At 64.6% G+C, this 26,216-nt stretch carries 24 protein-coding genes and 1 CRISPR repeat array; of the genes, 4 read left to right on the top strand and 20 right to left on the bottom strand.

Annotated elements, in window-relative coordinates:
- Nucleotides 1-38: 38 nt before the first annotated feature.
- The 10 genes from AC1RQF_RS13015 to AC1RQF_RS12970 form a co-directional block, all read right to left on the bottom strand.
- Entirely contained in the window at nucleotides 39-551 is a 513-nt protein-coding gene (locus AC1RQF_RS13015; protein WP_274002555.1) for an ureidoglycolate lyase, read from the bottom strand.
- The gene (gene alc / locus AC1RQF_RS13010; protein WP_492872195.1) at nucleotides 548-1,561 is read right to left on the bottom strand and encodes an allantoicase; all 1,014 of its coding nucleotides are present in this window, start codon (nucleotides 1,559-1,561) and stop codon (nucleotides 548-550) included. The genes AC1RQF_RS13015 and alc overlap by 4 nt, the downstream gene beginning before the upstream one ends.
- Nucleotides 1,562-1,702: 141 nt before the next feature.
- The gene (gene uraD / locus AC1RQF_RS13005; protein ID WP_274002552.1) at nucleotides 1,703-2,224 is read right to left on the bottom strand and encodes a 2-oxo-4-hydroxy-4-carboxy-5-ureidoimidazoline decarboxylase; all 522 of its coding nucleotides are present in this window, start codon (nucleotides 2,222-2,224) and stop codon (nucleotides 1,703-1,705) included.
- Nucleotides 2,221-3,174, bottom strand: a complete 954-nt coding sequence (gene puuE, locus AC1RQF_RS13000; protein WP_274002551.1) for an allantoinase PuuE — start codon at nucleotides 3,172-3,174, stop codon at nucleotides 2,221-2,223. Before puuE ends, uraD begins: the two co-directional genes overlap by 4 nt.
- A gap of 144 nt (nucleotides 3,175-3,318) precedes the next feature.
- Entirely contained in the window at nucleotides 3,319-4,113 is a 795-nt protein-coding gene (locus tag AC1RQF_RS12995) for an aspartate/glutamate racemase family protein (protein ID WP_492872194.1), read from the bottom strand.
- 11 nt (nucleotides 4,114-4,124) lie between these two features.
- The gene (locus AC1RQF_RS12990; protein WP_492872193.1) at nucleotides 4,125-5,600 is read right to left on the bottom strand and encodes an NCS1 family nucleobase:cation symporter-1; all 1,476 of its coding nucleotides are present in this window, start codon (nucleotides 5,598-5,600) and stop codon (nucleotides 4,125-4,127) included.
- Nucleotides 5,601-5,744: 144 nt separating this feature from the next.
- Nucleotides 5,745-6,440, bottom strand: coding sequence for a GntR family transcriptional regulator (locus tag AC1RQF_RS12985; protein ID WP_274002548.1), 696 nt, complete (start codon nucleotides 6,438-6,440; stop codon nucleotides 5,745-5,747).
- A gap of 319 nt (nucleotides 6,441-6,759) precedes the next feature.
- Entirely contained in the window at nucleotides 6,760-7,698 is a 939-nt protein-coding gene (ldcA, locus tag AC1RQF_RS12980) for a muramoyltetrapeptide carboxypeptidase (protein ID WP_274002546.1), read from the bottom strand.
- A gap of 56 nt (nucleotides 7,699-7,754) precedes the next feature.
- Nucleotides 7,755-8,297 (bottom strand): tRNA adenosine(34) deaminase TadA, encoded by a 543-nt coding sequence (tadA, locus tag AC1RQF_RS12975; protein ID WP_492872192.1) that lies wholly within the window; start codon nucleotides 8,295-8,297, stop codon nucleotides 7,755-7,757.
- Nucleotides 8,294-8,695, bottom strand: coding sequence for a DnaJ family domain-containing protein (locus AC1RQF_RS12970; RefSeq protein WP_274004282.1), 402 nt, complete (start codon nucleotides 8,693-8,695; stop codon nucleotides 8,294-8,296). The genes tadA and AC1RQF_RS12970 overlap by 4 nt, the downstream gene beginning before the upstream one ends.
- A gap of 93 nt (nucleotides 8,696-8,788) precedes the next feature.
- On the opposite strand from AC1RQF_RS12970, the gene AC1RQF_RS12965 reads away from it, so the two are divergent.
- Nucleotides 8,789-8,989, top strand: a complete 201-nt coding sequence (locus tag AC1RQF_RS12965; RefSeq protein WP_274002542.1) for a hypothetical protein — start codon at nucleotides 8,789-8,791, stop codon at nucleotides 8,987-8,989.
- A 3-nt stretch (nucleotides 8,990-8,992) separates the two neighbouring features.
- Here AC1RQF_RS12965 and AC1RQF_RS12960 read toward each other — a convergent pair whose 3' ends face one another.
- The gene (locus AC1RQF_RS12960) at nucleotides 8,993-9,484 is read right to left on the bottom strand and encodes an Lrp/AsnC family transcriptional regulator (RefSeq protein WP_274002541.1); all 492 of its coding nucleotides are present in this window, start codon (nucleotides 9,482-9,484) and stop codon (nucleotides 8,993-8,995) included.
- Nucleotides 9,485-9,660: 176 nt separating this feature from the next.
- On the opposite strand from AC1RQF_RS12960, the gene AC1RQF_RS12955 reads away from it, so the two are divergent.
- Nucleotides 9,661-10,890: a diaminopropionate ammonia-lyase gene (locus AC1RQF_RS12955; protein WP_492872191.1), complete on the top strand. Its 1,230-nt coding sequence runs from the start codon at nucleotides 9,661-9,663 to the stop codon at nucleotides 10,888-10,890.
- 27 nt (nucleotides 10,891-10,917) lie between these two features.
- A complete protein-coding gene (locus AC1RQF_RS12950; protein ID WP_274002538.1) occupies nucleotides 10,918-12,087 on the top strand; it encodes a M20 aminoacylase family protein in 1,170 nt (389 codons plus the stop codon).
- A gap of 18 nt (nucleotides 12,088-12,105) precedes the next feature.
- On the opposite strand, the gene AC1RQF_RS12945 is transcribed toward AC1RQF_RS12950, so the two are convergent.
- Both AC1RQF_RS12945 and AC1RQF_RS12940 read right to left on the bottom strand, forming a co-directional pair.
- Nucleotides 12,106-13,092: an aldo/keto reductase gene (locus AC1RQF_RS12945; protein WP_274004281.1), complete on the bottom strand. Its 987-nt coding sequence runs from the start codon at nucleotides 13,090-13,092 to the stop codon at nucleotides 12,106-12,108.
- A 44-nt stretch (nucleotides 13,093-13,136) separates the two neighbouring features.
- Nucleotides 13,137-13,643: a DUF1993 domain-containing protein gene (locus AC1RQF_RS12940; RefSeq protein ID WP_492872190.1), complete on the bottom strand. Its 507-nt coding sequence runs from the start codon at nucleotides 13,641-13,643 to the stop codon at nucleotides 13,137-13,139.
- Nucleotides 13,644-13,912: 269 nt separating this feature from the next.
- Between AC1RQF_RS12940 and AC1RQF_RS12935 the strand changes: the two genes are divergently transcribed.
- On the top strand, nucleotides 13,913-14,719 hold the full coding sequence (locus AC1RQF_RS12935; protein WP_492872189.1) for an AraC family transcriptional regulator: 807 nt from the start codon (nucleotides 13,913-13,915) through the stop codon (nucleotides 14,717-14,719).
- Between the two features lie 27 nt (nucleotides 14,720-14,746).
- Here AC1RQF_RS12935 and AC1RQF_RS12930 read toward each other — a convergent pair whose 3' ends face one another.
- From AC1RQF_RS12930 to cas1f, 7 genes are all read right to left on the bottom strand, one after another.
- Nucleotides 14,747-15,172 (bottom strand): hypothetical protein, encoded by a 426-nt coding sequence (locus AC1RQF_RS12930; protein WP_492872188.1) that lies wholly within the window; start codon nucleotides 15,170-15,172, stop codon nucleotides 14,747-14,749.
- Between the two features lie 232 nt (nucleotides 15,173-15,404).
- Nucleotides 15,405-16,755: direct repeats of the CRISPR family, unit length 28 nt; unit sequence TTTCTAAGCTGCCTACGCGGCAGCACAC.
- Nucleotides 16,756-16,883: 128 nt separating this feature from the next.
- Nucleotides 16,884-17,450: a type I-F CRISPR-associated endoribonuclease Cas6/Csy4 gene (gene cas6f / locus AC1RQF_RS12925; protein ID WP_492872187.1), complete on the bottom strand. Its 567-nt coding sequence runs from the start codon at nucleotides 17,448-17,450 to the stop codon at nucleotides 16,884-16,886.
- A gap of 5 nt (nucleotides 17,451-17,455) precedes the next feature.
- Nucleotides 17,456-18,472: a type I-F CRISPR-associated protein Csy3 gene (gene csy3 / locus AC1RQF_RS12920; protein WP_492872186.1), complete on the bottom strand. Its 1,017-nt coding sequence runs from the start codon at nucleotides 18,470-18,472 to the stop codon at nucleotides 17,456-17,458.
- Nucleotides 18,473-18,550: 78 nt separating this feature from the next.
- Nucleotides 18,551-19,624, bottom strand: a complete 1,074-nt coding sequence (gene csy2, locus AC1RQF_RS12915) for a type I-F CRISPR-associated protein Csy2 (RefSeq protein ID WP_492872185.1) — start codon at nucleotides 19,622-19,624, stop codon at nucleotides 18,551-18,553.
- Nucleotides 19,621-21,021 carry a type I-F CRISPR-associated protein Csy1 gene (csy1, locus tag AC1RQF_RS12910; RefSeq protein ID WP_492872184.1) on the bottom strand — a complete coding sequence of 467 codons (1,401 nt, stop codon included), beginning with the start codon at nucleotides 21,019-21,021 and terminating at the stop codon, nucleotides 19,621-19,623. The genes csy2 and csy1 overlap by 4 nt, the downstream gene beginning before the upstream one ends.
- Nucleotides 21,022-21,415: 394 nt before the next feature.
- Complete coding sequence (gene cas3f / locus AC1RQF_RS12905) at nucleotides 21,416-24,967, bottom strand: type I-F CRISPR-associated helicase Cas3f (RefSeq protein ID WP_492872183.1); 3,552 nt, start codon at nucleotides 24,965-24,967, stop codon at nucleotides 21,416-21,418.
- On the bottom strand, nucleotides 24,964-25,956 hold the full coding sequence (gene cas1f, locus AC1RQF_RS12900) for a type I-F CRISPR-associated endonuclease Cas1f (RefSeq protein ID WP_492872182.1): 993 nt from the start codon (nucleotides 25,954-25,956) through the stop codon (nucleotides 24,964-24,966). The genes cas3f and cas1f overlap by 4 nt, the downstream gene beginning before the upstream one ends.
- Nucleotides 25,957-26,216 lie beyond the last annotated feature (260 nt).

The raw sequence follows: 26,216 nt of genomic DNA, 5'->3' as shown, positions 1-26,216 counted from the left end.
ACGGGCGCGGGCCTCCTCGGGCCGACACGGCCGGGGCGTCAGGCCGACAGCGCGTGCAGCGCCTCCTCGGTGAGCCACAGCGACTCGGCCAGATCCTCTTCGTTGAGATTCAGCCCCTCGCCGCCGCGATCGACGACGATGAAGTCGCTGACCTCGCCGAGCGCGATCAGCGGGTGATGCCACACGCCCTTCGCGTAGTTCACGCCCTGCCAGCCCTGCGTCACGAACGCGCGGATCCGCGCGGGATCGAGATCGCCGGCGGGCGCCACCACGACGAGATACGGCTTGTCGTTGAGCGGCACGAACGCCTGACTGCCGAGCGGATGGCGTTCGAGCATCCTGACCTCGAACGGCAGCGCGCGCGGCTGGCCGCGAAACAGGTTCACGAGCGTGCGCCCGCCGGCATCCGCCGCATCGACCTTCGCGAGATCGTGAAAGCGGATCGTCGTGCCGAGGTTGATCGGAATCTGCTTCGCGCCCTCCGTCTGGATCACGTCGCCGAACGGCGCGAACGCCTCGGGGGTCAGGGCTTCGATCGCCAGCGTCTTCATTTGTCGAGCGTCCCCCACACGCGCACGCGCGACACGCCGCCGTCGGGAATGATGTTGAAGCGGATGTGCGTGACCGGGCCGAGCGCGGCCAGCTCGGCCTCGAAATAGTGCTGCTTGTCCATCTGCAGCTTCTGCTCGCCGAGCAGCACCGGCCAGAACATCGCCTGGGTCACGAGCGAGCTGTCGGTGCCGCCCGACACGTAGGCCGCCTGGATCGAGCAGCGGTCCGGATAGTTGCCCTTGAAGTGCGCGGTGTCGACTTCGATCTTGCGGATCACGCCCGGCTGCGCGAGCGCGATGATGGCCCAGTCGTTGCCCGGCTCGCGGCGGCGGCGGGTTTCCCAGCCGTCGCCCATGTTCACGCCGCGCCCCGGCAGCAGCATCTGCGAGGCCGGGCCGAAATGCTGGTTGTTCGCCGCCACCACGTAGCCGCCGTTCTCCATCGCCGCGAGATCGAACACCTCCGCCGCGCTCGCGCCCGCCCAGTCGAGCTGCGGCTGGCCGTACACGCGCAGCCGCGCGATCCCGCCGTCCGGGTAGATGTTCACGCGCAGGTGCGTGAACGGCCGCGCGTCGGCCACCTCGACATAGTGGTGGCTGTTGCCCTGCAGCGTCGTCGACGGCACCACCTCGACCCATTGCGTCGACTGGTTCGGCGCGCCGTCGGCGACGTACGCGGCCTCGACCGACGCGGCGGGCGGGAAGTTGCCGGTGAAGTGGCTCGTGTCGAGATCGAGGCCCTTCAGCACGCCCGGGCGCGCGAGCTTGACGACGCACCAGTCGTAGCCCGTCGTGCGCTTGCGGCGGGTTTCCCAGCCGTCCATCCACTTGCCGTGGTCGTCGTACTTGCCCGGGATGAACACGGCCGGCTCCGGGTTCAGCATCCGCTCCTTCGGCGCGAAGAAGTCGTCGCTCGCCTCGAGCGCCTGCGCGCCCAGGCGCGGATCGGCGAGATTCACGTAGCGGCGCGTGAAGTCGGGAGCATTGGGATCGAGAAGCGGAACAGCCATGATGTCGTCCTTGATATGGTTATCGTGAAAAGATGCTGCCGACGGGCAGCCGGGATGAAGCGCGACGCGCCGGGCTGCGGGCTGCGGGCGCCGGGCGTCGCGCGGACCGCGCGGGCGCAAGGCCGGCGCGGCGGGCGAGCGTCACGCGTCGATCAGGTCGTCGAGCCGGAACCGGGCGATCCGGTAGATCTGGTCGAGACTCGCGCGCAATTCCTCCGCGCGGGTATGGGCGACGCGCGCCTCGAAGTTCGCGATGATGCCGTGCCGGTCGTAGCCGCGCACCGCGAGGATGAACGGGAAGCCGAACCTGTCGCGATAAGTGCGGTTGAGCCGCTGCAAGGCGTCGAACTCGTCCTGCGTGCACTGGTCGAGGCCCGCGCCGCTCTGCTCGCGGGTCGACTCGGCGGTCAGCTCGCCGCGCACCGCGGCCTTGCCGGCCAGCTCCGGGTGGGCGTTGATCAGCACGAGCTGCCGCGCCTCGCCCGCCGTCTCGACGGCCCGCGACATGGTCGCGTGCAGCGCCTCGACGTCGGCGAACGGCCGCGCCGGCGCCGCGGCCTCGGCGACCCACGGCGAATGTTCGAAGATGCCCGACAACGCCGCGACGAACGCGTCCGACGACATCGTGTTCAGTTGGTCCAGGGTATAGCGCATCGCCTTCATGCTTGAGGTTCGCGTTGAGTGGAGAGCGGATGGGGATGATGCTCGCGCCAGTGCCGCGCGATGTCGACGCGGCGCGTCACCCACACGCGCTCGTGCCGTTCGATGTGATCGAGGAAGCGCTGCAGCGCGCGGAACCGGCCCGGGCGCCCGAGCAGCCGGCAATGCATGCCGATCGACAGCATCTTCGGCGCTTCGTCGCCCTCCTCGTACAGCACGTCGAACGCATCGCGCAGATACTGGAAGAAATGATCCGCGGTATTGAAGCCCTGCGGCGTCGCGAAGCGCATGTCGTTCGTGTCGAGCGTGTACGGCACGATCAGCTGCGGCACCGTCGCGCCGCTCGACACCGCGACGTCGGTCCAGAACGGCAGGTCGTCGCCGTAGTAGTCGGAGTCGTACAGGAACCCGCCGTGTTCGGCGACGAGGCGACGCGTGTTCGGGCTGTCGCGTCCCGTATACCAGCCCAGCGGCCGCACCCCGGCGACCCGTTCGATCGCGTCCATGCCGAGCCGCATGTGCTCGGCCTCGCGCTCGGGCGTCATGTCCTGGTAGTGGATCCAGCGCCAGCCGTGGCAGGCGATCTCGTGGCCCAGCTCGACGAAGGCGCGCGCCACCTCCGGCGTGCGTTCGAGCGCCATGCCGACGCCGAACACCGTGAGCGGCAGCCCGCGCTTCTCGAACTCGCGCAGGATCCGCCACACGCCGGCCCGCGAGCCGTATTCGTAGATCGACTCCATGCTCATGTGGCGCGCCGGATACGCGGCGGCCCCGACGATTTCCGACAGGAACTGCTCCGAGCCCGGATCGCCGTGCAGCACGCAGTTCTCGCCGCCTTCTTCGTAATTGAGGACGAACTGCACCGCGACGCGGGCGCGGCCCGGCCAGTTCGCCTGAACCGGATGCCGGCCGTAGCCGGCGAGATCGCGCGGGTAATGGGGATCGAGTGGCATGGTTGGAGCGGATAAAGGCCCGTTGAATGGGGTTCGCATCGACGGCCCGGCGTTGACTGGCGGGCCCGGCGCGCCGATGCGAGGGATGGCCCAGTGTAGCGAAAACGCGCACCAGCGCCCATACAGCGGCGCAGATAGTGCGGGTCAGACCGGATGTATGTGCGCCTGCGGCAAAAAGCCGTCGGCGCCGCGCGCGTCAGGGCCCGCCGCCGGGCTGAAGCGCGCGAATTCGCCGTCGTAGCGTTTCGCGAGCGGCCGCGCATACTCGCCGCGCTTCGCGGTCGACAGCCGCAGCGCGACGAGCGCCTCGGCCCACTTGACGGCCGCCGTCACGCCCTCCACCACCGGCGCGCCGATCGCGTGCTCGATCTCGCGCGAGAATTCGGCCATGCCGGCGCAGCCGAGCACGATCGCCTCCGCGCCGTCCTCGTCGAGCGCGCGCCGGCATTCGTCGACGATGATCCGCCGCGCGGCCGAGCCGGGCCGGTCGAGATCGAGCACCGCGACCTCGGTGGCGCGCACGTTGCGGCAGAAGCGCCGCATGCCATAGCGCTCGGCGAGGTGCCAGGCCATCCCGCAGGTGCGCGCCAGCGTGGTCACGACCGAGAAGCCGGGCGCAAGCACGCTCGCCGCATGCATCGCCGCCTCCGCGATGCCGACCACGGGGCCGCGCGCCAGCTCGCGCGCCGCATAGAGACCGGGGTCGCCGAAACAGGCGATCACATAGCCGTCGCAGCCTTCGCGCTCCCCTGCCGCGATCTCGGCGAGCAGGCCCGGCGTCGCGAGCGCCTCGTCGTAATAGCCTTCGATCGACGGCGGCCCCATCGACGGGCTGGCCGCGATCACCGTGGTGCCGGCCGCCGCCACCTCGCGCGCGCAGCGACCCATCGCCTCGGTCATGCGCATCGTCGTGTTCGGGTTGATCAGCTTGATCTTCATCGGATGCTCCGTCAGGCGCGCGCGAGCGCGCGGTAGAACAACGCGCCGAGCGCCGCGCCGACGAACCATGAAAAGTTCGCGAGCCCGTTCAGCGCGGGCGCCATCACGCACGCGACCGCGATCGCTGCCGCAGGCAGCAACGCGAGCACCGCGCGCCGGTTCACCCCGCCGCGATACCAGTACGCGCCCTGCGGCGACATCGTGTACAGATCGTCGCGCCGCAACGCGCCGCGCTTGATCAGGTAGAAGTCGACGACCAGCACGCCGTACAGCGGCCCGATGAAACTGCCGAGCACGTCGAGCGTGTAGTGGATCACGGCGGGGTTGTTGAACAGGTTCCACGGCGTGATGAACACCGAGGCGACGGCCGCGAGCATGCCGCCCGCGCGCCAGCTGATGAGGCGCGGCGCGACGTTCGAGAAATCGAACGCCGGCGACACGAAGTTCGCGACGATGTTGATGCCGATCGTCGCGATCGTGAACGTCAGCGCGCCGAGGATCACGGCGGTCGGATGGTCGATGCGCCCGACCGTCTCGACGGGATCGGTGATCAGTTCTCCGAACACCGGCAGCGTCGCGGCGGTGGTGATCACGGTGACCAGCGAGAACGCGAGGAAGTTGACCGGCAGGCCCCAGAAATTGCCGCGCTTCACGCTGCGAAAGCTCTTGCCGTAACGGGAGAAGTCGCCGAAGTTGAGCATCGGCCCGGAGAAATACGACACCACGAGCGACACCGCCGTCACCATCACCGGAATCACCTGCGCGCCGTGGTAGCGCACGCCGCCGAGATTCAGGCCGATGTTGCGCCAGCCGGCGCGCCACACCATGTAGCCCGCCAGCGCGAACATCACGACATAGACGGCGGGCCCGGCGAAGTCGATGAACTTCTTGATCGTCTCCATCCCGTTCCAGAACACCAGCGCCTGCAGCACCCACAACAACATGAAGCCGGCCCAGCCGAGCGCCGACAGCCCGAGCCAGCCGTACTGGTGGACCTGCGCGTAAGGCATCCATTGCGGGACGAACTTGAGCACCACGATCACGAGCGCGCTCGAGGCCAGATAGGTCTGAATGCCGTACCACGCGATCGCGATCAGGCCGCGGATCACCGCCGGCACGTTCGCGCCGAGCACGCCGAAGGTCGCGCGGCACGCGACCGGGTACGGCACGCCGAGCTGCTGGCTCGGTTTCGCGATCAGGTTGCACAACACGTTGACGAGGCCGATCCCGATCAGCAGCGCGACCAGCACCTGCCAGCTCGTGAGCCCCAGCGCGAACAGGCTGCCGGCGAACACATAGCCGCCGACGCTGTGCACGTCGGACATCCAGAACGCGAAGATGTTGTAGGCGCCCCAGGTCTGCGGTTCGAGCGGCGCGAGATCCGCGTTGTAGAGCCGCGCGCTGTAGCCGTCCGGCAGCGCCGTGTCGGCGCTCGTCTGTTGCACGTGATACGGCGCGCTGCCCGGCGCCGCACTGAACTGAGCCATGACCTCTCCTTGCCCGCGGCTGGGCCGCGCGATCGTCGCTTCAAATCGCGGCCCGGGCGTCGAGGTCCGGTACCGCACCGGCCGGCGGCAGCGTGCGCTGCCGCCCGACATTCGCAGTTCAGGGCGCGGTGCGGCCGGGGCGCGTTATCCCACGCCGCCGAAGACGTCGCGCAAATCGACCGCGCCGGGCGCGGGACGGTCGAGCATCCTCAGCTCGACGTGCTGCAGGTGATGCGCCATCCGCCGCGCGGCGTCGGCCGCATCGCCCGCCTCCAGCGCGGCGAGGATCTCGGCGTGCTCGTCGAACGAGCACGGGCTGCGGTGCGACTCGTAGAGCGCCGACATCAGCGTCGAGCGCGCGACGAGGCCGTCGAGACAGCCGCACAGCACGGTGTTGCCGGTCAGCGCGGCGAGCGCCGTGTGGAATTCGCCCGACAGGCGGATCCACGCGGGGAAATCGCGCCGCTCGAACGCGCGGCGCTCGCGCTCGATCATCGTCGCGACGCCCTTCAGGCGCTTCGCGCCCGGGCCGCCCGCGAGCCGCTCCATCACCGCCAGCTCGATGATCCGCCGCATCTCGAACACCTCGTGCACGTCCTGCAAGGTCGGACTCGCGACGAACGCGCCGCGGTTCGGCTCGAGATCCACGAGCCGGTCCGTCGCGAGCAGCGCGAGCGCCTGGCGGATCGGCCCGCGCTTCACGCCGAACACCTCGCACAACTGCGCCTCGGTCAGCTTCGCGCCCGGCGCGAGGCGATGCTCGAGGATCGCGGTCCGGATGCGCTCGGCGATCGCCTCCGGACTCGTCGCACCCGCCTGTGCGGGATCGTTCTTCGTCATGATTCGCATCTCGTTATGTTCAGCATCCTAGGTTGGACATAAATATTGTCAACAATTCTTTGGATAGATTTTGCACAATCGCGATGCACGAAGACGCTCGATTACGGTGCGTATGCGCCGGAAACGCCCATCACGTCACGACAGGCAGCGTGATTTCAATTAATCAGAGTCGCCCTGTCGCGCTCTTTTGTTGACAATCCAGCGCCGATTTTGTGCATGCCTCGTGTCGCGGCAGCTGGCTTAATTTGCCCGTTAGTTGCAACTCCGGACAAACAAAAAGGCGGTTGCCCGCCTTCTTGTCCGCCTTGTCCACCCCGCTTCACGCGAGATGCGGATAGTCGGACACCGTGAGCCGGAAGCCGTGGCTGTTGGCCACCAATTGCGCATGCGCGCCGAACGGCAGCGTCAACAGATCCGGCACGTGGCCGAACTGCAGCCCGGTGATCACCGGAATGCGGATCACGTCGCGCAGCTGGTCGATCATCGTCTGCATATCGTAGCCGTTGTCGTAGTCGAACGACCGCGCGCCGGTGAACTGCCCGAGCACGAGCGCCTGCTGGCCGGCCAGCAGGCCCGCGAGATGCAGTTGGTAGATCATCCGTTCGATGCGGAACGGCTGCTCGTTGACGTCCTCGATGAACAGGATCCCGCCGTCGATGCGCGGCATGTACGGCGTGCCGGCCAGCGACGCGAGAATCGCCAGGTTGCCGCCCCACAGCGTGCCCGACACATTCACCGACTGGGCCTGCGGCACCTCCGCGACGAAGGTCGCGCTCGGCTGTGTCAGCGTGCTCCAGAACTGCTGCATCGTGAAATCGTTCGGCGTCTCGGCGCCGAAATCGGCGGACAGCATCGGGCCGCCGAAAGTCTTGATGCGCGCCTTCGCGTACAGCGCAAGCTGGATCGCCGTGAAATCGCTGTGGCCGACAAGCGCGATCGGCTGGTCGCGCAGCCGGCTTTCGAGACCGCGATAGTCGAGACCATGCAGGATCCGCGTCGCGCCGTAGCCGCCGCGCACCGCGAGGCCGATGTCGGGCAGCGGCTGCGAGGCGTCGGCCAGCCGGTTCAGGTCGCCCGCGCGCTCGCTGTCGGTGCCCGCGAAGCGCTGGTAGCGGCGCTGCGTCGCCTCCAGGTTCTCGACCCGATGCTGCGCGTCACCGAGACGCGCGAGCGCCCGCGCGATCGCATCGGGATCGTGCGGGTAGCCGGACGGGCCAAGGAGACGGATGGTGCGGGGAGCGATCGGCGGGACGGACATGAACAGGGCTCGATAAAAGGGATCGGACGTGTTAGAGGCGCCCCGCGCCGCCGGGTTCACGCCTCGGCGGGCGGGGTCGTGTCGGCGCGACGCGCTTCGCGCAGCGCGCGCCGGCGGTCGGCGAAGAACGACTTCAGCGCCGCGCCGCATTCGTCCGCGAGCACGCCGCCCGTCACGCGGGTGTGGTGATTGAGGCGCGGATCGGCGAATGCGTCGACGACGCTGCCGCACGCGCCCGTCTTCGGATCGTGCGCGCCGAACACCACGCGCGCGATGCGCGCGTGCATGATCGCGCCCGCGCACATCAGGCAAGGCTCGAGCGTCACGTACAGCTCGCAGCCGGGCATCCGGTAGTTCTGGAGAATCTGCGCCGCCTCGCGCAAGGCGGCCATTTCGGCGTGGGCGGACGGATCATGGCCGCCGATCGGATGATTGAAGCCGCGCGCGATCACCTCGTCGCCGCGCACCAGCACCGCCCCGACCGGCACCTCGCCCGCCGCGCGGGCCTCGTCGGCCGCGGCTTGCGCGAGCTGCATGAAATAGCGGTCGCGAGCGTCGCCCGGTTCGGACGGCGGCGTAACAGTGTCGTCCGGCTTCACATCGGCCCCGCTTCACCCGGGCCGTCGACGAGCACGCGCTCGGACAGACGCTCGGCGATGCGGCGGCAGTATTCGCGCGGCACGACCAGCGGGCCGCCGCGCAAGGATTCCAGGGCCATATCGAGAGCCAGCATCTTCGCTTGCAGCCGGCAGCGGGTCGCGCGGTCGTCGACCGCGCGCAATTCGTCCCGCAGATTGCGGAGCGCCCGCAGCTGCTCGACCGCGGGCGGCACGAAGCCCGCGTTCTTCAGGATCCGGTTCGCGGCGCGCACCTCTTCGGGGACGAGCAGATCGTCGTCCAGCGTCGTCGGTGCGGGGGTTCCCGGCAAAGCGTCGAACTCGCCCCGCGCGGCGGCGGCGGCAATACGTTGTTCGACCAAGGCGTCAAGCAGTCTCATCGGCAATTCAAAACAATGCGGCATGCGGATTCTAGCAGGGGATCCGCCGAACTCCACCCCCTGTCGAGCAAATGCTCCAGATTCGGACTCGCGATGGCGAAAGACGGTATCCTTGCCGGCAAACCCTCCGCTTGCTCAGGTAAACGAACCTTTTTCGCGATGAAATACCGCCTTCGCCTCGCCGCCGCGGCCCTCGCGCTGGCCTTCGTCCTGTCCGGCTGCGGCGTATTCTGCGGCGGCGCCGGCACCAACGGCGGCTATGCCGGCGGATGCGGCACCCGCATGAGCTTCTGACGCTCAAGCCCCGTCGGGCGGGGCATCGATATCGATCGGCACGCCGTAGCCCGTCTTCACGCGGCTCATCGCGACGAGCGTCTTGAAGCGCTTCACGTTGTTGCTGCCGAAAAACAACGCGCGCGTCAGCTCGGTGTACTGCTCCATGCTGCGCACCGCGAGCACCAGCACGAAATCCCACTCTCCCGCGACGTAGTAGCACTGCTGCACCTGCGGACAGGCCGAAAACGTTTGCTTCATCGCATCGAGCAGGTCGATCCGCTCGTTCTCGACTTCCACCTCCACGATCACGGTCAACGGATAACCGAGCGCGTCGGGCGCGATCACGGCCGTGTACTTCTCGATCGCGCCCTCGTCGCGCAAACGTTTCAGCCGCCGATTGACGGCCGCGGCCGAGAGATTCACACGCTCGCCCAGCTCGCCCTGCGGCAGGCGGGCATCCTGTTGCAGCTCCGCGAGCAGCTTGCGGTCGTACGCGTCGAGGTCGGTCGGCATCGGGAAAGTCTCGGCAGGAACAATCGAATCGTGGATAGCCGGCCAAAATTGCAAAAACGTTGCAAATCGATCGGCTACAACGCGAAAAAAACGAATCACTTGCGCAATATTATTCCTAATCGGTTCAACCGGGCGGCAGCGAGATCCCTGCTGCGCCCGTTCTTTCGGAGTCCCGCATGCTGATCGTCAACCCCGCCGCGCATCGCGCGCCCTATCCCGCCGCCCTCGCCGCCATCCTGAACATCGCCCGCGCGCATGAGAGCCGCGCGTGGCTCGCGCACTGGGATCGCCTGCTGCCCGAGGCCACCCCGCTCTACCCGCTGACGGGCCTCGCGCATACGCTGGGCCTCGCGGCGCTCGACCTCAAGGACGAATCCGTGCGCTCGCCGCTCGGCAGTTTCAAGGCGCTCGGCGCGCCGATCGCGCTGTTGCGGCTCGTCATGCGCCGCTTTCCGCGCGCGGGCTACACCCCGGTCGACCTGATCACCGGCCGCCACCGCGAATCGCTGAGCGCGTTCACCGTGATCAGCGCGACCGACGGCAACCACGGTCGCGCGCTCGCCGCCGCCGCGCAGAGCGTCGGCTGTCGCTGCGTGATCGTGCTGCATGCGCGCGTCGACGCCGAACGCGAGCGTGCGATCGCCGCGTTCGGCGCGCGCATCGTGCGGATCGCCGGCAACTACGACGAGTCCGTCGCCGAAGCCGCGCGGCTCGCCGCGCGCAACGGCTGGGAGGTGGTGTCCGACACCTCGTACGACGGCTACGAAGCCGTGCCGCGCGACGTGATGCAGGGCTACGGCACGATCGCCGCCGAACTGGTCGAGCAGACCGGCGCGCGCGCCGACGCGCCGTCCCACACGCACGTGCTCATCCAGGGCGGCGTGGGCGGTCTCGCGGCCGGGATCGCGAGCTATCTGTGGGAATACCACGGCGCGCAGCGCCCGCGCTTCATCGTGGTCGAACCGCAGCAGGCCGACTGCCTGTTGCAAAGCGCGCGCGTGCGCCGCGCCGCGCACACGCTCGGCAGCGTCGATTCAGTGATGGCCGGCCTCGCGTGCGGCGCGGCGTCGCCGCTGGCCTGGGATTTCCTCGAACACAGCATCGACGCCTTCCTGACCATCGACGATCAGGACGCCGGCATCGCGATGCGCATGCTCGCCGCCGGCAACACGCTCGACATCCCGATCGTCTCCGGCGAATCGGGCGCGGCAGGACTCGCGGGCCTGATCGCGCTGTGCGCGGACCCGGCCGCCGCCGCGCAGCTCGAACTCGACGCCGCCTCGCGCGTACTGCTCGTCAACACCGAGGGCGCCACCGCGCCGAGCGTGTATCGTGAACTGACCGGCGAGGCCGCCGAATCGGTATTGCGCCGTCAACAAGCCTGGCGCGTGCGCGCCGCGGCCTGACGTTCCCTCACCCAGGAAGGAGGTCGCATGTATCACGAGGACACGAACCTGCGCGCGCAACTGGTCGAATGGCGCCATCACCTGCACCGCCATCCCGAGACCGGCTTCGCGGAACAGCGCACCGCCGCCTATGCGGCCGACATCCTCGCCGCGCTCGGACTGGAGGTCGAGCGCGGCATCGGCGGCACCGGCTTCGTCGCGACGCTGCGGGCCGGCGACGGCCCGCGCGCGATCGGCCTGCGCGCCGAAATGGACGCGCTCGCCATCACCGAGGACGCGCCGGGCCGCGCGTACGCCTCGACGTTCCCGGGCGCCATGCACGCGTGCGGCCACGACGGCCACATGGCGATGATCCTCGGCGCGGCGCGCCTGCTCGCCGAGCGCCGCGACTTCGACGGCACCGTGCATTTCATCTTCCAGCCGGCGGAGGAACATGGACGCGGCGCGAAAGCCATGATCGCGGACGGATTGTTCGAGCGCTTCCCCATCGAGGCGCTGTATGGCGCGCACAACCTGCCCGGCCTGCCCGCCGGCCACATCGCGACGCGCGCGGGCGGCATCATGGCGAGCGAGGACAACTTCACGATCCGCATCCGCGGCCGCGGCGCGCATGCGGCACGGCCGCACACGGGCGTCGATCCGCTCGTGATCGGCGCACAGGTCGTGCTGGCGCTGCAGACGATCGTGGCGCGCAACCTGGATCCGGGCATGAGCGCCGTGGTGTCCTGCACCGAATTCATCACCGACGGGATTCGCAACGCGACGCCCACGCATGTCGTGATCAAGGGCGACACGCGCAGCTACGCGCCCGACGTGCAGGCGCTGCTGGAGCGGCGGATCCGCGAGATCGCGACGGGGATGTGCGCGCTGCACGGCGCGCAGTGCGAAGTCGACTACACACATGAATTCGCGCCGACCGTGAACTGGCCCGCGTGCGTGCCGATCGCGCTCGCCGCGGCGCGCGAGGTGGTCGGCCCGGAACGGGTGGACGGCGACCTCGCGCCCTTGATGATTTCCGAGGATTTCGGCGCCTTCCTGCAGGTGGTGCCGGGCGCGTTCGTGCTGATCGGCAACGGCGCGCCCGACCAGCCGGGCGGCACGCCGCTGCACAACGCAACCTACGACTTCAACGACGATGTGCTGACGACGGGCGCGCGCTACTTCGCGGCGCTCGCGCGCCTCGAACTGCCCCGGTGAGCCGGCGCGCCGCGCCGTTCAGCGGTTGACCATCGACAGGCCGCGCGCGGTGTAGCGCGCGCCCGACACGCCGATTTCGTCGAGCACCGCGTCGAGACGCGCCAGTTCATCGGGCGTCAGCGCGAGATCGGCGGCCGCGAGATTGGCTTCGAGATAGGTGCGACGCTTCGTGCCCGGAATCGGCACGACATCGCCGCCCGCGTGCAGCACCCATGCGAGCGCCACCTGCGCGGCCGTCGCGCCGCGCGCGGCGGCGATCTCGGCCACCCGCGCCGCGATCCGCTGGTTCGCATCGAAGTTCTCCGGCTGGAAACGCGGATCCTGGCTCGCGCGGAAATCGCGCTCGCCGTATTCGTCGGCGCGCTTCGCGAGCCCCGTCAGGAAGCCGCGCCCCAGCGGACTGAACGGCACGAGCCCGATGCCCAGCTCGCGCAGCACCGGCAGGATGCGCACTTCCAGGTTGCGTTCCCAGATCGAGTATTCGCTTTGCAGCGCCGACACCGGCTGCACCGCATGCGCGCGGCGGATCACGTCCTCGCCCGCTTCCGACAGGCCGAAGTGCAGCACCTTGCCGGCCGCGATCAAGTCTTTCACCGTGCCCGCGACGTCCTCGATCGGGACGGCCGGATCGACGCGATGTTGATACAGCAGGTCGATCCGATCCGTGCGCAAGCGCTTGAGCGACGCATCGACCACCTCGCGGATATGCGCGGGACGGCTGTCGGTGCCGGCCGCCTTGCCGTCATCGATCAGGAAACCGAACTTGGTCGCGAGCGTGACCTCGTCGCGCCGGCCGGCCAGCGCACGGCCGAGCAGTTCCTCGTTCGCGAACGGCCCGTAGATCTCGGCCGTATCGAGAAAAGTGCAGCCGAGATCGATCGCGCGATGCAGCGTCGCGATCGACTCCGTATCGTCCGGCGTGCCGTAGGCGTGACTCATGCCCATGCAGCCGAGTCCGATCGTCGAGACTTCCAGGCCCTGGCGGCCCAGCTTGCGTTTGCCCAGCACGGTGCGCTCCTTGATACGTAGGTGGATGTCGACGGCCCGCGTTACAGGCCGCCCAGATAGTCGCGCTTGCCGATCGCGACGCCTTGTTGACGCAGGATGTCGTAGGCCGTCGTCACGTGGAAATAGAAGTTCGGCAGCGCGAAGCCCAGCAGATAGGATTTGCCGTCGAACGTCAGCGTGCCCTGCTTCATCGGTAGTTCGATCGTGCGCGACTCGCTGCCTTCGAATTGCGCCGGCGTGAGGGTGTCGAGGAAGGCGATCGTCTTCGCGATGCGCGCCTTCAGATCGGCGAGGCTCGCTTCGGTGTCCTCGAACGAGGGCGGCGTGAGACCCGCGAGCCGCGCGCCCGTGCCCTTCGCCGCGTCGCTCGCGATCTGCACCTGGCGCACGAACGGAAACATGTCGTCGGCGAGACGCGCGTCGAGCAGCGCGGATGCGTCGATCGCACGTTCCCGCACGTGCGCATCGGCCTTGTCGAGCAAGCCCGACAGACTGGACAACCCGCGTTTGAGCACGGGAACCGAGACTTCATACATCGAGAGCGACATGGGAACCTCTCCTGTTGTTTGAATGACTGGGGGCGCGGTGGGTACCGCGCCGCCCCGTAGGATAGTGCGGATCGGGATGGGCTGCTTGACGCGGGACGGCGGGCGGGTGGCGGGTTCGGGCTGGCTTTCGGGTGCCTTGCCGTCGGGCGGGCGGCGTGGCGCCCGCAGGCGGGTGCGTCGGGTGACGCGGTGCTTGTTCGCGGCCGGCGAGCATAGGCGCGCGAGGCGAATCCCAATAGAATGGCTGGAAATCGCTGAATCCTGCCGTCATGGCCGCCCGTCCACTCGACCTCTCCCGTCCGTCGTTCGACCTCACGTCCGTGCCCGGGCCCGCCGTCGGCATGCATGTCGAGGCCGTCGATCACAAGCGCGAATTCCCCGTGCATCAGCATAGGCACGGGCAATTGGTGCTCGCGCTCAAGGGCGGCGTGACCTGCGAAGTGCCGAGCGGCATCTGGATGGTGCCGCCGACCTGTGCGGTCTGGGTGCCCGGCAACACGCCGCACAGCATCCGCGCCACCGCGAACGCGCGCATGTGCCACCTGTTCGTGCAATCCGGCGCTGCGCCGCTGCCCGAGCGCTGCTGCACGCTCGCGATCACCCCGCTCGTGCGCGAACTGGTGCTGCATATGGCCGCGCAGCCGCCCGACTATGCGGCCGAGGGGCCGACCGGGCGGCTCGTCGGGGTCTTGCTGGAGGAACTGGCTCGGATGCCTGTCGAGCATCTGCATCTGCCGACGTCGGACGAGCCGAGGATGAAGAGGATCGCCAAAGCGCTGTCCGACGACCCGGCCGATCGGCGCACGCTCGCGGAATGGGGGAAGTTCGTCGCGATGAGCGAACGGTCGCTCGCCCGCCTCGTGCGCGATGAGACGGGGCTCACGTTCGGGCGCTGGCGGCAGCAGCTGCATCTGATGGTCGCGCTGCATCAGCTTGCGGCCGGGCAGACCGTGCAGCGCGTGGCCGATATGCTCGGTTATGACTCGGTTACCGCGTTCATCACGATGTTCAGGAAGGCGCTGGGCAAACCGCCGGCGAAGTATTTTGCGTCGATTGCCCAGGGGCGGGATGAGTGAATGCCGCGAGTCGGCCGGGGCTTGCTGTCAGGCGTCGGCGGGTGCGTGGCCGCGTGTGTCGTTGACACAGAGTTCCAATGTGACGGCGGCCGCGTCGGCCAGCGTGGGAACCGCCTTGTGCGGGATGCCGAATGCCTTGACCGCGCCCTCCGCCCAGGCTTCGAGTTCGGCGCGACGCTTCGCGTCGGGTTCGACGGTAATCGTGGCCTGGCAGACCGCGCCCAGTTCGACCTTGTTCCGCTTCAGCCAGAGGCCGCGCTGCTTGCGGTCTTCGTGGGCTTCGTCGCCCAGGGCTTGATAGACCACCGTGAAGGGTTTGCCCGCCGCGACGAGCGCCTCCATTTCCGCGATCCAGGTGGACGCGTAGCCTTCCGTGGCCTCGGCCGAGCGGAACAGGCACATGGGGAATTGACTGAGGTCGTGGAGACGGAACTGGGATGAGTCGAGGGTCATGCTGGGCTCCTGGAAAGTTGGGCGGCGGTGGTCGCTTCGCGGTTGACACGCTCGATGCCTCGGTGGCTGAACCCCGGATCGATTCTCGGGCCCTCCGGGCTATCGCGAGCGGATGCCGCCGTGGCTCGTCATCTTATTTTGAGAATGAGAATCGCTATTGCTTTCTTCGGTCAATGAATCGCTAAAAGCGGTCAATTGCTTGAAATTCGCAGGCCAATGTCCATTTCATGAATTTCTAAGCTGCCTGTGCGGCAGCACACGCGGCCGGCGCAACGTCGTCGGACCTGTGGATTTTCTAAACTGCCTACGCGGCAGCTGACTGACGAGCGCAACGGCTCCCTCGAATTTGAATTTTCTAAGCCGCCTACGCGGCAGCACGCACGTCAAGTGCGTTGATACGTATCAACAGGCTTTTCTAAGCTGCCTACTCGGCAGCACACTGGCCTGCGCGCAATGGAAATCATCACCCGACTTTCTAAGCTGCCTACGCGGCAGCACCACTGGCCGGGCCGCTGGATCCCGATCATCGAGGTTTTCTAAGCTGCCTACGCGGCAGCACACGACGACGTGGTATGGATTGCGCCAGTGCGGAATTTCTAAGCTGCCTACGCGGCAGCACACTGGTATGCAGACCGCGAGTTCGAAGTGACGAATTTCTAAGCTGCCTACGCGGCAGCACACCGTGGTTTCGAGGGCAAGCTCGCTTTGTTGCATTTCTAAGCTGCCTACGCGGCAGCACACCGCAGCGCCCACGAAAGCCAAGGCAGCAAATTTTTCTAAGCTGCCTACGCGGCAGCACACTCTACAAAGGCCTCTGCGGTTCTAACTGGGGTTTTCTAAGCTGCCTACGCGGCAGCACACGTCTATTGCCGTCTCGGCTGAGATCGTCTCGATTTCTAAGCTGCCTACGCGGCAGCACACTCATCATCACTGAGTTCATCGCGCATGCGTTCTTTCTAAGCTGCCTACGCGGCAGCACACAAGCTCAGCGCCGAAGAACTGGCCGCCGCTAATTTCTAAGCTGCCTACGCGGCAGCACACCGTCGCCCTGGCCTTGCCCGACGACTCGAGCTTTTCTAAGCTGCCTACGCGGCAGCACACGGACTCCCAGTCCTGATCCCGCTCCGTCGCAATTTCTAAGCTGCCTACGCGGCAGCACACGAGGCAGCGCTGCGTAGTGCGCTGTTCGCGAATTTCTAAGCTGCCTACGCGGCAGCACACGTACGGTGCGCTCAAATCGGCGTTCGTCTCATTTTCTAAGCTGCCTACGCGGCAGCACACCGGCTGAGTGGGCGTCGGCGTACACGAAGGATTTTCTAAGCTGCCTACGCGGCAGCACACTGAACTACTCCCGGAATGGGAGGCGACGCTAGTTTCTAAGCTGCCTACGCGGCAGCACACACCGATCAGCGCATCGTCTGCTGGTTTTCCTGCTTTCTAAGCTGCCTACGCGGCAGCACACGGCACGCTCTCGACGAGCCTCAATCTCACGCATTTCTAAGCTGCCTACGCGGCAGCACACCACAGTGGTCGTCGGACTCTGGTCCGGATCCCATTTCTAAGCTGCCTACGCGGCAGCACACTAGAGCCCCAAAATCCCAACACCTTGATTTTTAAAGAACTCCCCCCCTAAGACCTGACTACCCCAAATTTCCACCCCACCTCTAACCCATTGATTCTTATAAAAACCCAAACACCCCCAAGAAAAGGGTTAAAACCACGGCACCGTCGCCCCTTGCCCCAGGCCATAGCTATTGAACGCTCCCGGCACCGCCCCGCCAGGCTCTACATCCTGCTCGATGAACAGGCAAAACGGCTGTCCCGTACTAGCACTACGCAGCTGTACATAAGGCAAATCGGGCCGGCGCTCGACCCCATCCGGAATTGCGGCCGCCGCCTGCTCGGCGCTCTCCCCCTTGCGCCGTATCCGACGGCGGCGCAAACGCTCGACATTGGTCTTGAACTGACGCCGTCGCACAACACGATGCGTCGCACCCGACGGCACGACCGCGACCTCCGTCAGCGTCACGTGATCCCGCATGCCGTGCAACCAAGGTTGCGCCATCAGACTCTGCAAAGCGGCCTGCCCGCCATGCAAACGCAGCACCGGCCCCAACGAACGCGGACGCAGGCTATATCCCGGAAAACTGATCCCAACGTTGTCGGCCCGAAGCTGCACCAGAGCCCGATGCAATTTGGCCACCAGCGCACCCAGCAAGTGAGCGTGACTAAATTCCGGATCGGGCAGCAGCGTGATATCGATGTAGTGGGTCGTCATGGCCGTCAGCTCGCGTCGCCGAACACCCCGCCGCGGATCAACACGGCCATGACAAAGTGCTGTTGCTCCACCGGTGGCGCCTTGTCCTTGAGCAGCCAGCCGTCCAGCAGGGAGTAGAAATCCTGCCCGAGCCTGGGCTGACGATAAGCCTTACCCTGCGTGGTAACCGATCCATAGGGCTCCACCGCGATCGGCCCCAACTCCATCGCGTCTTCGTACCAGGTATCGATGGTCCGCACCGCATTGCCGATCTTCTGCGAATGGATTGCGGCCACGTCCTGCACGTGATACAGCGTCTTGCTCTTCCGACTGCTCCCCTTGTCGAGAATCAGCTCCTGGGAAGGAAACACTTCTTGTCCATTTCCAAGGCGCACATAAGCCGTTACCCGCAGCAGCACATGCGCACGTCCAGCCAGACCCTCAGCAATCAATCCACCCAACGCCGCGACTTCCGAATCGCATTCGTCCAGGGCACGCAGGTTCAACGACAACGCGTCGAATGACCAGGTCTGCGAAGGTCGACCGTTCTTCAGTTGCGCCACCTCCACCCGAACGTCCTCCGCACCCATCCGGTTACGCCACAGGAAGCGTCCATTGGCCAGATTGGCCGCGTATCGGTTGGCCAATCCATTAAAGCCTTGTCGCGCGACATAGTCACTCACCACATCCTGCAGCCTGGCTCGATATCCTGCGCTGTTGCAGGCTGACGGCGTCCCAGCGCCTGCCAGCACGCGCAACGTAAACTGCACCCTGAGCGTATCGGCATCGGCCGGCAACGTAGCGACATCGACGGTCTGAAGGTTGGGATTCACGATACCTGCATCCAGTTTTGCCGGATCCTGATCCTTGGTCTTTAGGCGGTTGGAGATCGTTCCTCGTACCGATTTCTCTCGAATACGGATCGGATTCCAGGTCGAACGATCGGTACGTTCGTCCCATCGACCTGAATGAAAAACCGCGTCAGACGGATCCAATTTGCGTTCGAAAGCGAGGACGGAAGCAGTAGTCAGTTTCTCGGGCATGGTAAATATCCTGCAAAAAAATGGAATGAAGGCAAACAGCGCAGCCTCGAACGGGTCGCCTGCGTTGGCTCAGCCAGCTCAATCAAAATCGGGTATATCGTCATCGGCCCATGCGGAATCCGAACTGGTATGCACGTAGCCGCTACGACAGCGGTACAGGCCGGTGGCGGTATCGAACTCAGGGCGCCACAACAGTTCATGCACGTCATTCAGCCGATGCGGGCTGATCCATTGGCCGAACGAGTAGACCGACTCCACAAACACACAAGGCGTGGATGCATCGCGCGTATTGGCAACAGTGCCGGCGGGCAGCGGTTTAGTCAGTGCCGCGTAGCCCACGGGTATCGGTACGGTCCAGCCACCGCCCTTTTGCCTAGCGGGATCCGCCCAACGCTGCCTCTTGGCGGAACCAGGCCGTGCCTCGCCCTCGGGCATCTCGTCCCCCACCGGCTGGTGATTGAATCGCGCCGCATGAAGCCACGCATCCAGCAACGTGGAGTCCGGATATTCGACGCGCAGAGCACGGAGTCGCGCCTCCAGCAAATCGTCACGGCCGACCAGCACGTAGCCAGGTAACCACTGGCGGCGCCAACGAACGAAGACCCGCGCCTGCTCCCCATGCTCCTCCGGCAGCACGGCCATCCACGGGCGAGTGCGCCGCCCCGGCCTCGGAGACCCGGGCAGCAACGTCCCGCCGGCAAACCGCATGCGCCCGACAATCTCGCCGATCTGCGCGGCCCATTCGTCCAGTTGAACGTCATGGCCCGGCGTCAGGGCAGAGCCGGCATCCTGCCCGACCACGTGCGTTACCTGAAACACCACGGTGACATCGAGATGAATCCGGCCCTCTTCGACGATCGCGGCGGTGCCGCCGTCCTTGTCCACGGGATTGCGTGTCAGCCGGAAAGTCTTGACGTAACCGTCGGCCACCTGCTCCTCATGCTGATGACAGATCACGCCCACTTGTTGCAACTTCAGCGGAATTCCAACTGCTGCGAGCTGGCGTTGCAATGCCCACATCAAACCCGTTAACGCAGTGATGGATGGAAAGCCATGCGTGAGCGGACTTGAGATCGCATTGGCGTTTTGCACACGAAGATGCGGCAGGACAAGCAGCGCTTTGGCAACGGTAGTCAGCGTCGAGTGATTCATCGCCCCTCCTGTCGCGCCGTCGACTCTTCCTGTCCGTCGCGTGATGGGGTGCGCTCCGGCATATCGACCCGCTCGCGTATCTGTCGCAGCTGGTTCATCCAGGCGCTGTCGTCGTCGAGCAATACCTTGCTCCACTCTCGGGAGTGGGCATAGCCGACGTCTGGAAATTTGTCCCGCAATTGCGTATTCAGCCATTTGCCGAAGCGTTCGCCTATCCGGACAGGCCAGTCCATCGACAGCCAACGTGCAGCGAACTCCCCCTCTTCCGGCAATTCCGCGCGCAATGGATCGAGCCAGAGTTTCTCTTCGTCGGCGAGTTCGTCAAAGGATGAGTCGCGAGTCCAGCCGGCGGGACGATGCGACAACTCGCCGGCATAGATCACCAACTCGTCGACGAGCCTCTCCGTCAGATCCTCGACTCGATTTCTGGTATGGAGGTTTGCCGGTGGATCGCTCAGCAGAAACGCCTGAAACTCGCGTACGGCGACACGCACCGAAGCGCGCGCCCCAAAGCTGCGCTCGAAGATGGATCTCGCATTGACCGGAAAATAGCTGCGTTGCCCCTGCCAGACCGGCGGCAGGGAAGCCAGCAAGTAGTTGTTCCCGCCACGTTCGCTGTTGAGCTGCGAAATATTCTGGGGTTTCGTGCCGCCCATCTTCTGTACCGCGAGGTCGCGGTATTCGCGATAGACCCCGTCGTACGGCAAGCCTTCTCGACGCGCCTGGCGAGCCAACTTATTGGCTTCGCCAAAGCGCACGTCCTGCACGTCCTCGAAAACGGCCTGGGCCAAGGAAGTGGCATACAGCGGCGCAAGCAGGTGGTACTGCGCATCATCGTCGGCATCGTCGCCGACCAGCCAGTACACCTGCTTGGCACGCACATGCGAACTGACGCGGTCTTGCCGCTCCGCAGTCAGACTGACCAGTGCATCGCGCAAGGTACGTGCTTCGGCCGGATCATCGCTGAGTGCGTGCAAAGCGTCCGCATCGTTGGCATGGAGAGCCTGCAAGAGGCTTCGGCCGTCGACGTTGAGTTTCAGCAGTTTGTACACGTCGAGCGCTGCCGCGTTGCCCACCACATCCGTGACAAAACGCTGATCAAGCGCATGACTGCCCAATTCGTTGAGCGCGGGCAAATCAGTGGGCGCGACGTAGAGATTGGTGCCACGTGCGTCCGGGTGAATAGGCTTAAGTGAATGCGTGACAGCCTGAATCTGCCTGACGCGCTTGGCCGCACTTTCCAGCCACAGGTCGCGTTGATGTTCTGCGATCAGTTCCGATCGCTTCGGGTCATCAGGTTGGAGTTTGTCGAGCTTGGCTTGGAGGCGGTCATGCAGGAATGCGTCGATAGCCGCACGGAAGCTGGAGCGGCCACTCGTTACAAGTGAATCGGACATCCGGTCTCCTTCGAAACGAAGATAATGAAAAATCCCCCCGTCAATGCATACCCGCCAACGGGATAACACTGACCGACTTCTCAGTCCTACACGCTTCCGGACACAAAGGCTCACTGCCACACGTCTCGCCACGGAAGTCGCGATTGTTTTAATTTATAAATATATCCACTCAATTAATTACAGAACGAGCAATTTCACACGGAACGGTTCATTTTATTCATAAATTCATCATTGTCTCTGCCAATTAGAAATTAATTTTTAATTTCTCAATTTGAAATTCGACTTCAATTACGAGCATGCGCCATCACCAGTCCGCTTGACCAAACAATCCGATTGGACAAGTTCAATGACTGGCCGCCCACGATTTAAGCGTGTCCAGGAGCAGAGGGCTCATTCATTCTTTGTTGAACCCCAACACCGAGTGAAACACCCAGCCTGACATCACCCTCGGTTCAGGCAAGCTGGCAGTGGCAACGCTTTCCGCGCTGGCATATACGCTCTGCCCTTGCGCGTCGGCCCACTGATGCAGCAAATCCATCAGATCGACGTGGCACCAAGGTCCGATGCCCGGGCCGTCCAAATTGCGATCAGGTACAGGCACCAGCAATTCGCGAATATCCGCGTAGGGTGTTCCCCCGCTCTCACGCCGACCGATAACCCGGTGCAAACGCAACGCGTCCTCATCCTCCGTAGGCAACAGCACGACTTCCTCTCGTCTTTGCCGGTCATGACGAAAGCGCTGGATCTGCGGCAACAGGCCGGTCAGCCAAACCCGCCCGCCGCGACCGGCGTCACGCTGGTACCAATGTCGAGTAGCGTCACGCGCCACGGGCGTATAGAGCGGATGGGTCTCGTCGCGCGGCAGCATCGTGTCGCGCATCCGGCCATGCTCCAAATCGATCAGGCTGGACTTAGGCTGCAGCTTTGCCGCTTGATGGATACGCGGCTGGGCATCGACGGGCCACGTCTTTTCCCCCTCAGGCAGTTTCAACAAATCGGCCAAGCGATGCGAGCGCAGATAAAAATGAATCGACGCATCCTGTCTTTCCGATTTATCCCGATTCGGAGGAAGAGGAGGAACGCGAGCCATTTCGAATCCAGGTTTGCAGAACACCGGCTGGGCTGCTTCGCCTCGCTCGAAATATCGCAGGTTCGTCTCGAATACCGCCATGTTCGTCCGAGCCACGGATCCCGGCCTATGACGCCGCACCCGCCCGGCGAGTTGAATTAGCGAGCGTATCGACGAAGGTTCGGCAATCGCCCAGTCGGCGTCCCAATCCCGACCGACCTCGCAAACCGGCGACGCCAGCACGACGAACATTTGGTGAGGTTCGGGATGCGTATCGAGCAGCGCTCGCACCTCAGGACGCAACAAGGCCTGATCATCGCCCCCCTTCTCCTTGCGGCGATCGAATGCGGCATCCAGCTGCTTTTCAATATGCGAGCGCGCCAGCAGCGGGAACTGCGCGTGATACACGCATAAATGAACGCGGACATTGGACACCGGCGCACCGTGCCGATACATTGCCAGCGCAACATCGAACAGCGGGTCGATATTGGCCATGCGAATCAACCCAAAGCTCACGCGCTTGCCGGTCGCAACATCAATGCTGTGATTCTGCGCATCCTGATGCAGGGTCCATGCCCGCTGCAATGCGGCTTCGGCGAACGCCTGACGGCGCGCCTCCTTCCCCATCGACACCCACTCGTCAGGAAACGGCATCAACTCCGCTCGTCGCCGGACCTCTGCCGCGGCCAGCTGCACACAACGCTTTTGCACGAAGCGCTCGTGCATGTCGGCAAAGTGTTTGCCATCGGCACAATCCGCATGCAATTGCGCGAATTCGTCTACCCACAGACACGCCACACACGGCAATGCCTCCGGCCGCTCGCCGCGATTGCGTTGGTAGTAACGCCGACCATCCAGATAGGCTCGATACAGGCCTTCCACGAGCGCCGGCGGCAGCGTGGCGGAGGACAGCAACACGCGCGAGCCCAGCAATCCGGCCCAATGCACCAGCCGCGTCAGGGCGGGTAGATCGGCCATATCAAAGTCGTCGGGTTCGTCCAGAACCAAATCGCTGGTCATCAACCTCAGCATGGGTGCAATCTGGCGCCCGCCACGCAAACTTTCGGTAGCCGGTGTCAGATGATCAACCGTGCAGACCAGTAGCGGCGCAGCGATCAACGAACGCACCTGCGCATCGTCAGTCAATCGCTGCAGAAGAGGATGTTGGTCGTTGCCTTCGAACAATACCTGCCCCCCTTCATCGAGCAATGCTTGCGTCGATGCGGAACCGCTAGCTTCAGCCTGGGTTTCCCAGTATTCGAACAGTGCACGGCTGGCCGCGCCGCCTACCTTGATTGCGAGTTGATCGTCGTTCAGTCCCAGATCGCGCTGAAAACTACGCCCGGTTTGCAGTGTGAGTGTGCGCAACCCGATCGCAAACGCGCAGCGCATACCGTGCTGCGGATCCGCAAGTGCATTCATGATGCGGGCGTTGCCCAATGTCTTGCCGCAGCCGGTGGACGCCATATTGACGATAAAAGCGCCCTGCTCAGCCGCACGCGCCCGCACGCCCGCGGCCAGGTCCGCAGCCTTGTCCTGCCATTGGAAGCGCGCGTTCGTATTGCGTTTCTTGAGGCCACGGTGATTCAGTAGCGTCGGTAGACTACGCGCCAGCGTCGGCAGCGAACGCGCTACCAGCGAAGAATGAGCCTGTACGCCAAGCAGGTGTTCGTCGAGCGTTTGATTGAAAAATGGTCCTTCGCCCGTCAGTTGCAACCGGTCGATGCTCCGTTTGCCCAGCGTATTGGCGTATAGCGGATAGCCTGGATTCCGATAAGGCTTGCGGCGAGTCTCGTCTTCGATACTGGAGTAATGGTGATCAGCCAGCATCAGGCAGAGTCGCGACACATGCGCCACAAATGGATCGTCCAGCGGCGAAGAAATAGCCGAGAGTCGGGCCAGTTCCCGCAGCTTGCGCGCGTATCGCGCCGCTTGCTTGCGCCAAGGGTCGGTGACAACCGGCAGGCCGGCTGGGAAATGCCAATGGGCGGCCAAGACGGAACCCGTCACGTTCTCACGAGGTTCGTTCCAGTCCGCATTGATGTTCTGAAACAGATCCAGCAGTTCATGCGCGTTGACGCTGCCGACGTGGGCGCCGAAACGCCGCCAACGATAATCCTGCTGATCGATATCGTCGTCCGTGCTGCCGTCGTTGTTCCGGACTGGCTTGCAAGGCATTCGGTGATGCGTCAACACCAACCATGCCACGGCCTGCGCCAACGGGGGCAGCGTTGCGAACGGCAACCGACTCGCGGCCGGTTCGTCCAACCCATCGCGCAAAAGGCGGCCTGCATGGTGGTCAAGCCATTGCGCTTCGAAAGCCTGTCGATCCACGTCCGGATCCGAGCAGGCTGCCAGGCGATCAAGCCACTCGGCATCATCCTGCGCATCGCCGACAAACGCCTGGAACAAGCGCACGGATACCCACTCGTGACGGTAATGGTTGCGCTCCCGCAGATCCGGCCTGCGCAACCTGCCCTGAAATGCTGCCGTGGCCTTGCCAAGATCGTGCAACAGCGCCGCCAATGCAGTCATCGCCGTCATCAACGGAAGATGGTGCCACGTGCTTTCATCTCCGACACGCAACACGTCGCTTGCCGTTGTATTGGTCGGCACGGCCCCCTCGGTGTTGAATTGACGGGCGTCGCCGACGACCCACAACAACTCGCTATGATCGCGGCCGCGGATCCAATGGCACGCCACCGCGGTATTTTTTCGCGCACTCTGCCGCAACAGCTTGCGCACCGTATCGAGCCCCGCCTGAGTAATCGGGGTTTGCCAAGTACGTTCGCCGCGCCGTTCGGCAAATTGGTCGAGAATACGCCTGGTTTCAGTAAGGGCACGCTTGGTGCATTGTGAGACGAACAACACGTTCACGGCTGTGCCTCCGGTGCGTGAGCCAGGCGCGCCGTGTCCATCGCAATAGACTTTAGCGTGTCGATAATGAAGTCCAATGATTCGTCGCGCGTCAGAGCCTCGATGCACTGGCGACGGAATTGCTGCTCGTCGTCACCGCGCATGGCTGATAGAAATGCCTGCGGCAAGATAACCGCATCCTTGACCAAATCAGCCGCGTCGAATACCAAACCTCCGCGTCGCGTCTTGCCGTGCAAGACGGCCAATCCATGAGGCAAACCCAGCACCCAGGTAGCCGTGGCACCCAGGCCGTAGCCGAGATAGTTGCCGTGATCGAGAAATCGGTTGGCAGCATCGGTCCCGCCGCCACGCTTCGCCCGAGTGAATTCGCCGTAACCCACCGCATCCACGGCAAGTTTGAACAGCGCCTTGGTCAGACGCGCCTCGTCGGTCAGCAGCGTCGTCACGTCCTGCGCATCGGCTATCTGGCCGCTGAATTGTTGCACCAGCTTCTGCACACGCTCGACGTCAACTGCAAAACCCGCCTCACGCAACGTTCGCGCGCCCCATACCTGCTGCAATCGTTTCAGGCGGCTTATCTGTAGTTGCCGGGCAGCATGTAGGCGCAATGTGTCATCGAACCAAAAACGCACCCATGCCTGCAAATACTCTGTTGGTCGATATTCGCTTTGCGGAGACATCCAAGCCACCTCGACATCGACCTCGTTGGCACTGAACAGCGGCGTGCCGCCCCCGCCGCAAAAACCCACCAGCACACCTGCTTTGGCCAGCTCGCGCATCGCCGCCTGCGTAATCGATGTACCGGTACCGAGCAGGATACTGGTGGTGTTGGCGATGGGAATATTCCAGTACAGATTCTTCTTGCCCGCATCCGTCACATATTCGACGCGCCCGCCATTCACGAGTACGCGGCAATGTTCCAGGTAGTAGAGGTTCGCGCGTTTTGAATGCAGGATGGTTTTTAGATCCGTCGACCGTATCGTCTCCACTTACGCCCTCGTTGATTTTTATCTGATTGCACCTAGTAAAACAGAATTCTTACGGATCTTCCATGTCCTTATGCGGCCCCACTCGCTCGATTGAATCAGTCATCGCGTCGATATGCGAATTATTTGACTGGAATCCGGGAGGGACCTGTCCGCATTTTTGTGGGCGAGGCGGTTGAACAACCAGTGATCAGCGGGCTTGCGTAAATCGCTCCCCGAACAGAATAGCAAACTGGTTCATCGCGGATTTCCAGTCGAAGGTC

It is taken from the genome of Burkholderia sp. GW821-FHT14F03 (genome assembly GCF_058803765.1).
Note: the sequence above shows the minus strand (reverse complement) of the source record. Positions and strands in the feature narration are given on the sequence as shown.